Genomic DNA, 12,753 nt, shown 5'->3' on the forward strand with positions numbered 1-12,753 from the left:
GCTCGACGCCTTGGCCGACATCCTTTCCAGGGGGTGCGCCCCACGCCCGTGGGGATGTTCCGACCGCGTGTTCCAGCGTGGCCGCGCCGTCCCGGTGCGCCCCACGCCCGTGGGGATGTTCCGATGGCCACCGCCACCCGCAAGCGCCTGGCCCTGTGCGCCCCACGCCCGTGGGGATGTTCCGGTGCGCCAGCACCACGCTGAACAGCAGCCTTCGTGCGCCCCACGCCCGTGGGGATGTTCCGCACACACGCGGTGAGCCAGAACGGGACGTCGGGTGCGCCCCACGCCCGTGGGGATGTTCCGCCTTCGCGCCGGGGGAGTTCACCTCGGTCAACGTGCGCCCCACGCCCGTGGGGATGTTCCGCTGGGGCTGAGCGCCAGTTCGAGTCGATGCTGTGCGCCCCACGCCCGTGGGGATGTTCCGAGGGCCAGCCCGCAGAAGAACTCGATCCTGGTGTGGCATCCGCGCCGGGATGCCCTCGTCCTGAGCAAGGCCCGCGCCCCGGCTTCCCTGGCGGCAGCCTGACTCCCCGCTGACATCGGCCGAGAACAACCGCAGCCTGAACCCTCCGGAAAGGCAAGCACCTCGTGTCCGGCACCACCGACACCCCGCACCCCGACCCCGCCGAGGACTACCAACTAGTACGAGTACTACGGCGGCTTCCAGGAGTTCACCTCCTTCGTGCTGGAGGTGCCCTACGACGACCACTGGTACCTCGTCGTCGGCGGATCACGGTCAAGATCACCGAGATCCTCGACTGACCGCACCCGGCCTGCGAAGGCGGAGGAGCGCGCCCCGGTGTTCACCGGCGCCGGCCGTCCTCCGCCGCACAGCACGCGCCGGTGCCTGGGCGGTGCGGACCACGGCGGCTCGGCCGCTGTGGTTGCCCGGTGGTCAGGGGAGCGAGGTCAGCGGAAAAAGATCAATTCGGAGGACAGATTTTCTCTCAAATGACAAACCCGGAAAGTGACGCCGCAGGGGCAAGACGAATTTGGACGTGACACCCTGAACTGGGTTTATCTCGCTTGCGTCACATCACCGTGTCGGGTCTACAACGGGCGCGTATGTATAACACTTCCTTAAGTCTGAGTCTGTTTCATGGGAACGGCAGAATGTTGCAGGGTGTTTCAGAGTGTTCCAACCCATCCCGAATGAGGTATTGAGGTTGCCCTAAGCCCATTCGGGTGGTTAAGTCCTCGGCATGACGTAGCGCCGCCAGATCGAATGTCGCCGTTCGCCAAATTAGGAGTGAAGTTGCATGGAAACACAGGTCACACGCCTTTTGGGCGACCAGTGTGCCGCCAACTTGTTCTCCGATGGCGACCGGCTGGACTTCGATCCGATGGCGGCGTCCCGCAGGGTGACGAAGTGGTTGCGCGTGGCGCCGGAGGGTCCCCCCTCCGCTCACCTGGTGACCGCGCAGCGTGTGGTTCTTCAGGTAGTCCCAGCGACACAGACGCGGGCAGACCTCCTCCAGTGGTTAGTCTCGCCCGTGCGGGAGGCTGACCAGCGGGCCTTGCGGGGCCGCGTGGGCCGTCGACGAACCATGCGCACGGCTTGGTGCAGACCTCCGAATGGTGCTGCGGGTGCAGCACGTGCACGCGATGCGATCCTGGCCGTATTCGGCCTGCTCTCCCGTGGTGCCAGCGGTAGGATGACCGTGTGGCAGGAGAACGTTCGCGTCCGTGGTGGCCAGCGGGTGTCCCCGCCTGGCGGACTTCTCGTGCCGTGAACTCGCGGTCCTGGGCCCGGCGACACCGCGCTCACGCCCAGGACGGCAACCTCCGGTCGGCATGTCCCGGCCTGGTTCGCGCGAGTTCCGGAACCACCGAGTTGCTCCAGGTCCGGCGTGTCGCCGGGCGAGCGTGCTGACCGGGCGCTGCCAACCACAGACTCCCGAAGTCCTGTAGATCGCCAAAACCAGCCAGGTGTGGGCATCGGGGAATCAAAGAACCTCTCGGCTAGCCACCGAGAGGTTCTTTCTCTATCTGGACAACTTTCCGCCAGCAATCGATACCTGTGCGCGCTCCCATGTTTCATTTTGTTTCGCCGGAAAGCCCATGGTCCGGACCACTTGGTCCTTTGTGTGCTACTGGCCGGTAGCAATTTCTGGGGCAAGTAGATCAACGCTTCGTCACCTATCGGGGTGTTCTGGCGACACGGCCGTGGTGGCATAACACGCCGGGATGACGTCTGTGTCGCCCTATGTGTAAGATGCCTTATCTCGCGAGTGGCTCTCGTGAGAAGTCCATACCCGAAAGCCCACACCTGGCTGGTGCGGCTGATTTACAGGAGAGTGATGGTTGAAGAAAACCTCTGACTGGTTCAAGGCCTTCGTGCTCATCGTGGCCGTGAACCTGGTCCTTTTCCCGATGCTGCTGTTCACCGGCCACGAGCCACTGTTCACGGCCACGGTCGTCGGCATGATCACCGTCGCGTTGGGGGAGGTGGCGATCCGACTGCTGACCAAGGGCAACGGCGCCCCGCCTTCCCCGCCGGCGGCACCGGCCTGCCCCTGACGCTGCGGACCTGGTGGCGACCCTCGCGGGGGTCACCACCAGGAAGGAGACCTTCGTGAAGAAGATGGTGCTCTCCGCCGCGGCGCGCGCGGGGATCGCGGAGCTGGCCTTCCAGCTCTGCCAGCTGCGCAGGGAGAAGGGCGAGCCCTCCCTGCGCGCCTTGTGCAAGACGATGCCCTGCGTGGTGCCGGACTCGGCCAGCACGTTGCACCGGGTCTTCGCCGGGCGCACGCTGCCGAAGTGGCCGGTACTGGAAGCGCTGCTGCTGCACGGGTTCGGGGTCTCGGCCGAGGAGGTCGAGGGGACCTGGAAGGCCCGCTGGGTGGAGGTGAAGAACCTGGTGGACCCGCTGGTGCCGCCACAGACCGAGTCTGGCTCGCTCCGGATGCTGCGCTCGGTGTAGGACACGCCGGTGGTGCCCACCACCGAGATGGTGGGCACCACCGGACGGGCCGGCCGCGCTCCTGGTCCCGCCGAGCCGGGTCGAGTACCCCGCGCTCTTCGTGCAGGAGGATGAACTCAGTAGCTCAGTACATACGGACCCACTGAGTTCAGTACCGCGGCTCCGCACCGCGGCCACACCGCGTTGATCACCGTGGCGGAGGCCTTCCCCGTTGCACATCACGCACCGGTCGAACTCACGCCGGTGGTCGTAGGTCCCGGTGCCCTGGCAGTGCGGGCACCGCAACTCCTCGTTGGTCTGCGTCATGTCCAGGACGTTGACCAGCAGGTGTCACCCGTCGCTGCAGGTCGTCGACGCCACCGTCTGCAGGATCAACCAACTGAGCATCGGCGTCGGCCGGGTGCTCCTGCCCGGCATCGACACCACGATCTGGCCCCAGCCGGAGTCGCTGGGGACGGTGGCCGACTTCGTGGCCGCGCTGCGCATCATTCGCGAGATGGTCGGGGTGTCCTACCAGACACTGGCGCAGCGCAGCGCGGTCCTGGGGCGCCCGACTTCTCGGCAGACGATCCACAACATCTGCAACCGCGACACCCTGCCCACCCACAAGCAACTGGAGATGTACCTGCTCAGCTGCGGGGCGGACAACGGGTTGATCTCCCGGTGGCTGCACCGCCGCCAGGCGCTCGCGCGGCATCCCGAACTCGCCGAGACGCACCTGGTCGAGATGCGCGCACTGCCGGGCGCCGAAGCGCGCCCCGCCCTGGCTGCGGCGGAGGAACCGGCCGGCGCGGCCTGCCCGGACCTGCCGCGGTGGTCGCTGTCGGCGTGGACGCTGGCGCTCCTGCTCGCCCTGGTGTTGCTGCTGGGGCTGGCGGGCGGGTTCGGAGTGGGCTGGCTACTCGGCCTGTGACGCTGTCCGCTCCGTCCAGGAACGCGACGACCTTTCACTTATCGGCACGCAAGCCGGACAGTGCTTGCGAGAATGGTGACAGCCCGCTGGGAAGGGCGAAGGTGGATGTCTAGACCTGAGAGACGGGAACGGCCCCCCGTTGCAGCGGGAGGCCGTTCAGACCTTGATTGGCCGATCCGTTGGCATCAAGGGCCTCGTTGAGAGGTGCCACCCGTTGCCGGGGGCGCACGCCATACTACGGGTCCAGGTGCTGTTCCAGCACCTCGGATGGAACGTTGGAAGGCCCCTACCTGCCAAAACGCCAGGTGAATGGTCAGATGTCAAGGGCCAGAAAATCTGGCATCGTGGCGGCCGCTGGAATTCTCGGGACAAAGTTTTGTAGTTCCTTTGGTCTATGTAGATTGAGGGTATGTGCTGTCAATTTGATCCCGCGCGTCGATTCTGAAACCCTGAAGTAGTCACGCCATCGTGACACCCCTGCGATGCGGTTGCAGCCGTTTCCCGGGGGCGCACCACCCTCTCTTTCCGGCCGATCCGTCTGCCCCGTCGCCATCGCCGGCGGCGGGGCAGTGGCCACTTCGTTGAGTAGGAGGGCCCATGGGGTCCCTTGTCCCGCATCCAGCGTCCGCGCCGGACCGTCCCCCCACTCCCGCTGGCGCGCCCACGAACGCGGTGACCATGCCGCTGGTGCTCGTCTTCACCGTGATCACGGGCACGGGCATCTGGCTGCACAGTCTCGGCCACTTGCTGCCATGGGCGTTCGGTGTCCCGCTGCTGGTCTGGGCGCTGCTTTTCGGCAGCGCGCGGATGCTGGGCCGGTTACGCACCGCCGCCGCGGCCGCGCTGGCCGGCGGTGACGGGCAGGCACCGTGACCAGCAACAACCAGGCCACCAACAACGTGACCGGCCGCCTCGTGCAGGCCGGCATCATCGACGCGATCCCCATCAGCAACGCCGCCCCGAGCCTCGAAGCGGGGGCCATCCTGCCCGCCGCTCTGGCGCATTCCGCAGTGGAGTTGGACTTCTTGCAGACGGTTCTCCGTTCCCACGAGCACTCGCTGTTCGGCCAGTCCGGAGTCGCGGCCAAGGCGTGGCAGGCTGTCCGGCACCACAGCATGGTCAGGACCCGGCCGGACGGGCAGGAAGTGGTGGAGCTGGAGAACGCCCTTCAGGTGTTGCGCGCCTTCGGGGCTGACCCTGCTTCGCTGATCGAGATTTTGACCGGGGTGAAAGTCCGTCCGCAGTTGCGGAGTCGGGACGGGGTGATCAGGGAGCAGCGGCTCTACCTTCAGGGCCAGGGACGAGCGGGCAGGGCCGCCCGCCTTCACGCCTCACCGCCGGTAACGGCTCACCCCGCCGAGGTGCCGACCCCGGCGACGGAGCTCAAGGCCGGGGACACGGCGGAGTTCTTGGCGTTGCTGCGCATGTTGCAGGCCCGCTCCGGCGCCAGCCGGGCCGAGTTGGTCCGGCGTTCGGGTATCCCCTCCTCCTCGCTGTACAGCCTGCTCGAGCCCAAGCGGGAGGCCCTGCCGCAGCAGAGCGACCAGGTGCGCAAGTTCCTCGAGGCCTGCGGCTTGGACACGCACGCGGTCACCCAGGTCATGCGGGTCTGGGCTGATCTCTACGACCGTGAGCGCAAGGGCAACGAGACGCCGCCTGGCCTTGCCGAAGAGGACAAGGCGAGCGCGGCCGGTCAGCCCGTCGACCCGGACGGTGCCGGGCGTGCCCAGGTTTTCCAGTTTGTGGTGGCCTCGCCCAGGACCACTGCGACGCTGTGGCAAGGGATGGTTACCGGGTCGCTGCTCGTGGCGAGCGTAGTGATGATCGCGCACCTGGCCACTGGTACCCCGCTCGGGTTCATGGTCTATGTCGCGATCGGACTGGCCTTTCTGCTCGTGCTCGTGATGGGGATTCCTGTCCTGCTCAACCCGGTCAAGGTCAGCGTCGGACACGGGAAACAGACGTACGAGGTGGTGGGTGAGCCCCATGGCGATAGCCCGACACCCGGGCCGAGATCAGCAGATCAGTAGGTACTGAACTGCGGAGATACTGAGTTCCGTACGCAGGGTGGGGCGCAGGCCAGGATTATGGTCTGCGCCCCACCCCACTCTGGTCCGCAGAATGCCGGTGCCCTGGTACGTGCGATTGTCTCGATCACGCGAGCTGGGGCACTGGCGCCACCAGCTGTCCTACTGCTCGCCAAGCCGCCAGGCGGCGTACCACGCGTGGCCGTGATATCACCCGATTCAGCGACCCCACGACCCAACTTGGCACCGTCACGCGCAGCGCCCGGGTGGAACTGGTTCCCGGGTAGTAGTTCTCAGCGGGAATCCACCACCACGCGCACTGCGGTGCCGAAAGGCCCGCCGACGGAGCCTGCAACGGCGCTGCCGGCGCCTGGTGAAGGATCTAGCCGGATCCTCCCCGTGCACTCAGTTGCAGCCGAGCCTCAGTCGAAGAGCGTGGTAGGGCACGTCATCAAGTTCGGCGCGAGCGGGCAAGGGGGCGCGGACCGTCAGCCGCCACTGATGATCGCCATGTGGATCGTCGACGGCACAGGCAGGGCACCGGATCACGATCACGGACTCGCTCGCCGCGGCTTGGAGCTTGGTCACGTCGAGGTGGTGCACGCCAGCTGGACATCGGGCGGGCAGGACCGCCACCTGCGAGCCGGTGCTATCGACGCGGCAACGCAGCACGCCGTGTGGTGATGGAGTTCGGGATAGCGGCACGTCCATGGCGAGCGACCCTACCACCGTAATCGAACGTACGTTCGACTCCATGGAATGGTTGGCGAGCAGTTGGTCTTCCTGCTGGTCGTTCCGGTGTCGAACCGACAGAGCTAACCCATTCGGCCTAGCGTCGACAGGCGTCGCATCCGCCGCGGCGCCGCTGATCCGTCCTGCTGGTCCTCGCTGCGGAGGGAGGTCGACATGCCGCCAGCACGCCGAGGCCGCGGTGGCCTGCCCGAGGCCATCATGTGGTGTTCGGCGGCGGCAAGATGATCGAGGCGCCGAGGTCGGGACTGCGGGTGCGGATCACGTCGGTGCGCTACGGCGCCCTCACGCGCTACGCCACGCGCCTGCTCTGACCGAGCCCGCGCTCCCTGCCCTCTTCAACGTATAGCGCACCGGGGGGCTTGCCACAAGACCCGGGCCGTGCTTCAGACTTGCCCGGCTTGGAGCCGTGACCTGGGAAAAGGGGATCGAAATGCGGGTAGTGCTGACCACCGTGGGATCGCGTGGAGACGTCGAACCGGTGGTGGGGCTCGCGGTGGCGTTGCGGGGCCTGGGCGCGGAGGTACGGGTGGTCGCGCCGCCGGATGAGGACTTCGCGGCGCTCCTGGCACGGGTGGGCGTGCCGCACGTGCCGCTCGGCTCGTCGGTGCGCTCACTGGTCGGCGGCGCGAAGCCACCGACCGCCGACGACGCGCGCCGGTTCGCTGCCGAGCTGGTCGCCGCCCGGTTCGACACGCTCATGGCGGCCGCCGAGGGGTGTGACGCACTGCTGGCGACCGGCCTGATGCCGGCCGGCGCGCGGGATGTGGCCGAGAAGCTGGGCCTGCGCTACGTCTTCGCCTGCCTCCAGACCTACGGCCTACCGCCACGTCGGGACACCGGGGAGCCGGACGCCGGCGCTGAGCGGGCGAACGCGTTGTACCGCGAGCCGCTCAACCACCACCGCGCGGAGATCGGCCTGCCGCCGGTGGACAACGTCCGCGATCACATCTTCACCGAACGGCCGTGGCTGGCGGCGGACCCGGTGCTGTGTCCGCCGGAGGGCCTGATGGATCTTGACGTCGTGCAGACCGGAGCGTGGATGCTGCCGGATGACCGCCCGCTCCACGACGACCTCGAGGCCTTCCTGGCCGTCGGCGAAGCGCCGGTGTACGCGGGCTTCGGCAGCATGGCCTCCTACGTCCCGAAGGACATCGGCCGGGTGACCATCGAGGCGATCCGGGCGGCGGGCCGCCGCGTGGTCCTCGCCCGCGGCTGGGCGGACCTGGTCCCGATCGACGACCGCGACGACTGCTTCGTCGTCGGCGAGGTCAACCAGCAGGCGCTGTTCCGCCGGGTGGCCGCGGTCGTGCACCACGGCGGCGCCGGCACCACGACGACCGCGACCCACGCCGGCGCGCCGCAGGTGGTGGTGCCGCAGATCGCCGACCAGCCGCAGTTCGCCGCGCGGGTGGCCGAGCTGGGCATCGGTGCGGCCCACGACGGTCCGACGCCGACCGTGGACTCTCTGTCCGCCGCGCTGAGCACCGCGCTGGCGCGGGAGACCCGGGCGCGGGCGCAGGCCGTGGCCGGCACGGTGCGGGCCGACGGGGCGACGGTGGCCGCGAAACTGCTCCTCAGTTGATCACCAACCCGCTTGTGGGGTGGCCACCCGCCTCGGATTCAGTACTGAGGTTCCCGTCCCCTTTCCTCCTGTGCCCTCGGCCGTAGTGCCCCCTTGGGCACCAGATGCTTGAGCGTCAGCGGTGGCGCGGTGCTCTCGGTGCGGGCTGTGATCTGGAAGAACATCAGCCCGGCGCAGTAGCCCTCCTCGGTGCGCAGCCAGGCGTGCAGGGTGCCCGGTGTCCGGCCGGTCACCACGAGGCCCTGCTGGCGGATGAGCAGGGTGGCGGAGGAGGCGTCGCCGAGGAAGCCGTGCCGGTACAGCTCGTTGAGGTCCACCCAGACCGGTCTGCTGCGGTCGTAGACCTGGCCGAGGGAGGGAGCGAGTTGCACCGTTCGGTCGAACACGTGTGCGAGTCTGGATGACTAGGTAGATCGACAGCAACCGCGGTCGCCCAGTTGTTGTTCGGGACCCCGGACTCCGTGCGGTGGTGTCGCAGCCGGGGCTGCCGTCTCGAAGGTCATCGGCGTGAGACCTCCGCTGGCAGCGTGGACCGATGGTTGGTGTTGTCGGCCGAACCTAAGGCGCAGCGTTCACGGCAGCTCGCTACCGCGGACGCTGTCGGTCGGTCGACATGCCCGGCAACTCGATCTGCCCGGCAAACCCACGTTGTCCGGCAAACCCACGTTGTCCGGCAAATCCACACTGCCCGCGAACTGGCCCTTGGGGTATCCGGGTGAAGCCCGGTGGCAGCGGTAAGCCACAATCTGCGCATGATCAGTAACGCTCGGTCAGGATCGCCTCGAGACAAGGGGCGAACCAGGCAGCGGGTGAGCGTGGACGGTCGGGGCCGGATGCAGTTGCCGGCCGAGTGGTGCAAGCAGCTGCCCGGGGGCCTGCCCAGTCGCCTGATCGGTCGGCTCGATGCCGAAGGCCGGGTCGTCATCGAGACCGCCGAGCACGTCATAACCCAGCTCCGCCCCGACTGGCAGGCCTGGCGGCGGCGTGCGCCACGCACGGCGGAGCGATTGAGCCCGTCGGGCCTGCCCAGCCCGACGGGCAGGCGGCACAGTTGTCCACAATGGTCATCGACGCGAGGGTGCTGGCCTACTTGCTCGACCCCGACGTGCTGGATGACCGCGACGCGGCCATCCTCGCCGCGATCCTGGCCCGCGCCCAGTTCGCCCTGGTTTCGGACGGCTCACTGCTTGAACTCGGCCCCGCCTTGAACACGCTGCGCGGGGTCGCTTCGGCAGATCAGGCCGATCCGCCGTCGGTGGAGGATGTGCTGGAGGAACTCGCGCTGCTCGGGGTGTCCTCGGTCCCGGCGAACCGACCTCAACTGGCGGTCCAAGCCCAGATCGATGTCAACGACCTGGGGGGCACACCGGGCGAGGCCCACACCCTGGCGTTGGCTTATGTCCACAGGCAGACAGCACTCCTGGCATCCCCGGTGTCCAAAAGTGTTGTGCTGCAACGGTTCGGCGTGGTCGTGCTCAACCCGGCCGATCTCGGACTCACCATCCGTGCCGGATGCGCGGGCGCGCGGGAAGTCACGGCGCCGGTGGCCTCCCGTGCTGACTTGGCTCAACAGACCGCTCCTGGTGACCTCCCGGCCACCGCGCTCAGCCCCCGGAAACCAGCGGACAGCCTGAACAGGAGCAGGGCCGGGACCGGGGACAGCGCGGGGGAGGCGTCGACGTGGCAGAAGGGAATGCGGACTGAACTCCACCAGGCGATCGTCCGGGCCGTCGAGGTGACGATGAATGCTCGGGAATCCCTGACCGGGCACCGGAGAACGCTCCAGGCGTTGGACGACTTGCGTGTGGCCGTCGCCGAGGATGACCATACCAAGGTCAGGATCGTGGTGCAGGAGCACCTGCCCGGCATCGTGATCGGCAAGGCGCTCAAGCCCCGGCTCCGTGGTGCGCTGACGAAGCTGCGTCACGCGGCGAAGAGCTACGGCCCCACCATCGGTTGACGCTCATCGGGGCCGCTTCCGCGAGCTCGACGCCCTCCCATCTGGCGTGCGAACGATACCTGGTTGCAACAGTCGGACGAGCACCTCGTCAGCAGTCGCTCCCAGGTCTCCCTAGGCATTTGTGCTGATTGCATGACGAAGGGCTGTAACCGCCAAGCGGTCACAGCCCTTCAGTCTCACACGAGTGGATCAGGCGGCCATCCGTCGCGCCATCGCGCTTTCGGTGAACTCGCCGTCCCGCACGTCACCGAGGAACGCCTCGATCTCGCTCGTGGTGAACTTCAGTGCCGGCGTGCTCTGCTCGTCGATCGTGCTGCGGAACAGGTACAGACCATTACCTGTTGCCACGATCTCGATGCACTGGCCTTCGACTTGTCCACATCGGACACCGTTGAGGTACGCGTCGAACTGCGACGCGGTGAACCTCAGCCGGTGGTCGTCTGCCGCACGCCATTTCATCCGGGAGTTCCGCACCTCGACCCAGCCGTCCCGCCGGGCTACCTGGACACAGTTCTTCTCCGGTTCGCTTCGTATCGCCTTCACGAACTCGTCCTCGGCGAACGCCGCAGGACCTCTGGTCATCCGCGCACTCCCTTCACGCAACCTCCTCGAACGCCTCGGCCACCTTCTCCATGAACTTCCTGGATTCCACGAAGTCCAAGGCGGCCGCGGACAATCGGGTCCATGACTCGTCGTGGGCCTTGAGCGCGTCCTTGTCGTCGAGGTAGCTGATGCGACCCTCGCCTTCGGTGTAGGCAAGTTCGATCGGCCCGGCCTGACCCGGACTTGGCAGCCGCAAGAGGGTGAACCGGTTGCCGATCGGCGATCGCTTGCCGGGCACCAAGTTGAACGGCAGTACTTGCACGAAAACGTTGGGACGCTTGGACAACGTGACCAGATACCTGATGGCTTCAGCCATGTCCGCGGCGTCACACCGCATCCGGCGCAGGCAGCTTTCCGAAAGCACCCAATGCACCTCCGGCGGGTTCGCCCGCTCGAAGATCTCCTGTCTCGCCAGCCGAGCGGTCACGTAGTCCTCGAAGGTCGGCCCGCCCGGCTCGGTACCGGAGCCCTCGTGCAGAGCTTCAACGTAGCGACGGCTCTGGCCCAGTCCAGGAAGGATCTCGACCTCGGCAGAGCGGATGCGATCAGCGCACCCTTCGACGTCGACCAGCAGGCGGATGTCCTCGTGGTACGCCCGCCGGTAGCCGGTGTCCCACCACCCGCGCTTGTGGTTGTCGCGCCGCAGTTCCAGGAGCGTCGCGATGTAATTGGGGTCGGTGAATCCCAGCTTCGTCGCCAGCCGTTCGAGGTCACCTACGGTGATTGAGCCTTCGCCTCGGATCAGGCCCGACACCTTGCTCTGGCCGATCTCGATGTAGCTTCCGGCGACCGCCTGGGTCACTCCGGCCGTCTCGATCATGTGCTTGATCTCTTGGCCGAGCACCAGCTTCTTCGCCGTGCGTACAGCAGCCACCGAAGACCCTTCCTGTAGTCGGCCCCATCTCGGTTGCGTCGGGATCATCTTCCCTCAGTCACTCAGCGTGGCTTCGAACAGTACCCATTTGGATGCGCCGACGAAGGTTGATTATCAACCTAGGAAGTATCAAACTCTGATGTATCGAGTTCGGATACTGGCGACAGAAACTACATGACCGAGTTGAGGTCAAGATCAGGGGGCCGAGGTGGCACTGACTGGAGTGACCCTTCCTCTTGTCCTGCTGATCACGTACCTCGCGGTGCGCGCGACCTGCGCGTTGATCCAGGTGTTGCTCGCGGCCGGCGAGCGCCGCGAAGAGCGTCGGCATGCGGCCGCCGCCATCCGGGTCCTGTACCAGCTGGCCAATTCCACGCTCGGCACCCAGCCCCCTGGCGGCACGGAGCCCCCCGACCTTCGTGCCGCCGGGGTTCCATCGCGCGGACGGCATCGGAGCAGGCGATGAGCGCATCCACGACCCAGCCGCAGCAGCTCATCTCCTGCCCACGTGCGCGAGTTCGCATCCGTCCCGCACGGGAGGAGCTGACCATGACCAGGGCTACTGTCCCGGCCGCGCCGGAGACCATCAGGGTCCCCTGTTGCGACCTGAACGGGCGAGGCCGATCGCTGTCCATCACGCCACTCGTCGGCGGTGACATCCTTCTCGTCATCCCGCCCGGCGAAATCGCCCGCCTCAACATCCTGCAGGCCCACCAGTTCCGCGAGCGCCTCCGGCGCGCGGTCTTCCAGAGCCTATGCCTGTCCAGCAACGAACTTTCCTGCACGACAAGTTGCACCATCACCGGCGCCGCCGCGGTGGTTCGCTCCGCCGTGCCGTGCGTCGACACACTGGGACGCGAGTTCGACCTCACGGTCGTCTCCCAGTTCGGCGAGCCCATCACGATCCTCTCGCCTCCCGGCGAGCACGCGTTGCTCAAACCCCTGGAGGTCGGGCGCCTTCGCGGCGCGATGGCAACCGCGATCGACATCTCCTCGGCGCGCCGAGTCCGGGTGACACCGGCTGCATCACCCAGCCCGGACCTGCTCGCAGCGGGGTGAACCAGTGGACCGCCACCATCGTGCCGAGGGCTCCGACCCCTATGCCGTGCTGATCG

General features: G+C 67.2%; 12 protein-coding genes and 1 CRISPR repeat array (1 of these 13 cut by a window edge). Of the genes, 9 read left to right on the forward strand and 3 right to left on the reverse strand.

Annotated elements, in window-relative coordinates; all coding sequences use genetic code 11:
- Window positions 1-427: a CRISPR direct-repeat array (repeat unit 29 nt; unit sequence GTGCGCCCCACGCCCGTGGGGATGTTCCG); it begins 89 nt to the left of the window's first position.
- A gap of 1,880 nt (window positions 428-2,307) precedes the next feature.
- From M8C13_RS08735 to M8C13_RS08760, 6 genes are all read left to right on the forward strand, one after another.
- Window positions 2,308-2,523, forward strand: a complete 216-nt coding sequence (locus M8C13_RS08735; RefSeq protein WP_252479990.1) for a hypothetical protein — start codon at window positions 2,308-2,310, stop codon at window positions 2,521-2,523.
- A gap of 13 nt (window positions 2,524-2,536) precedes the next feature.
- Window positions 2,537-2,926, forward strand: coding sequence for a hypothetical protein (locus tag M8C13_RS08740; RefSeq protein ID WP_252479991.1), 390 nt, complete (start codon window positions 2,537-2,539; stop codon window positions 2,924-2,926).
- A gap of 304 nt (window positions 2,927-3,230) precedes the next feature.
- Window positions 3,231-3,839, forward strand: coding sequence for a hypothetical protein (locus M8C13_RS08745; protein WP_252479992.1), 609 nt, complete (start codon window positions 3,231-3,233; stop codon window positions 3,837-3,839).
- Between the two features lie 687 nt (window positions 3,840-4,526).
- On the forward strand, window positions 4,527-4,712 hold the full coding sequence (locus M8C13_RS08750) for a hypothetical protein (RefSeq protein WP_252479993.1): 186 nt from the start codon (window positions 4,527-4,529) through the stop codon (window positions 4,710-4,712).
- A complete protein-coding gene (locus M8C13_RS08755; RefSeq protein WP_252479994.1) occupies window positions 4,709-5,869 on the forward strand; it encodes a helix-turn-helix transcriptional regulator in 1,161 nt (386 codons plus the stop codon). The genes M8C13_RS08750 and M8C13_RS08755 overlap by 4 nt, the downstream gene beginning before the upstream one ends.
- Before the next feature lie 1,180 nt (window positions 5,870-7,049).
- Entirely contained in the window at window positions 7,050-8,201 is a 1,152-nt protein-coding gene (locus M8C13_RS08760; RefSeq protein ID WP_252479995.1) for a glycosyltransferase, read from the forward strand.
- 38 nt (window positions 8,202-8,239) lie between these two features.
- Here the strand turns inward: M8C13_RS08760 and M8C13_RS08765 are convergent, their stop codons facing one another.
- On the reverse strand, window positions 8,240-8,587 hold the full coding sequence (locus M8C13_RS08765; protein ID WP_252479996.1) for a hypothetical protein: 348 nt from the start codon (window positions 8,585-8,587) through the stop codon (window positions 8,240-8,242).
- Window positions 8,588-9,261: 674 nt separating this feature from the next.
- Here M8C13_RS08765 and M8C13_RS08770 point away from each other — a divergent pair.
- Window positions 9,262-10,161: a hypothetical protein gene (locus M8C13_RS08770; RefSeq protein ID WP_252479997.1), complete on the forward strand. Its 900-nt coding sequence runs from the start codon at window positions 9,262-9,264 to the stop codon at window positions 10,159-10,161.
- A gap of 189 nt (window positions 10,162-10,350) precedes the next feature.
- Here M8C13_RS08770 and M8C13_RS08775 read toward each other — a convergent pair whose 3' ends face one another.
- Both M8C13_RS08775 and M8C13_RS08780 read right to left on the reverse strand, forming a co-directional pair.
- The gene (locus tag M8C13_RS08775) at window positions 10,351-10,743 is read right to left on the reverse strand and encodes a DUF397 domain-containing protein (RefSeq protein WP_252479998.1); all 393 of its coding nucleotides are present in this window, start codon (window positions 10,741-10,743) and stop codon (window positions 10,351-10,353) included.
- A 13-nt stretch (window positions 10,744-10,756) separates the two neighbouring features.
- Entirely contained in the window at window positions 10,757-11,638 is an 882-nt protein-coding gene (locus tag M8C13_RS08780; protein ID WP_252479999.1) for a helix-turn-helix transcriptional regulator, read from the reverse strand.
- A 208-nt stretch (window positions 11,639-11,846) separates the two neighbouring features.
- On the opposite strand from M8C13_RS08780, the gene M8C13_RS08785 reads away from it, so the two are divergent.
- Together M8C13_RS08785 and M8C13_RS08790 are read left to right on the forward strand one after the other, a co-directional pair.
- Window positions 11,847-12,104 (forward strand): hypothetical protein, encoded by a 258-nt coding sequence (locus tag M8C13_RS08785; RefSeq protein WP_252480000.1) that lies wholly within the window; start codon window positions 11,847-11,849, stop codon window positions 12,102-12,104.
- Window positions 12,105-12,187: 83 nt separating this feature from the next.
- Window positions 12,188-12,697: a hypothetical protein gene (locus M8C13_RS08790; protein ID WP_252480001.1), complete on the forward strand. Its 510-nt coding sequence runs from the start codon at window positions 12,188-12,190 to the stop codon at window positions 12,695-12,697.
- Window positions 12,698-12,753 lie beyond the last annotated feature (56 nt).

This window comes from Crossiella sp. SN42 (assembly GCF_023897065.1).
Classification (GTDB): domain Bacteria; phylum Actinomycetota; class Actinomycetes; order Mycobacteriales; family Pseudonocardiaceae; genus Crossiella.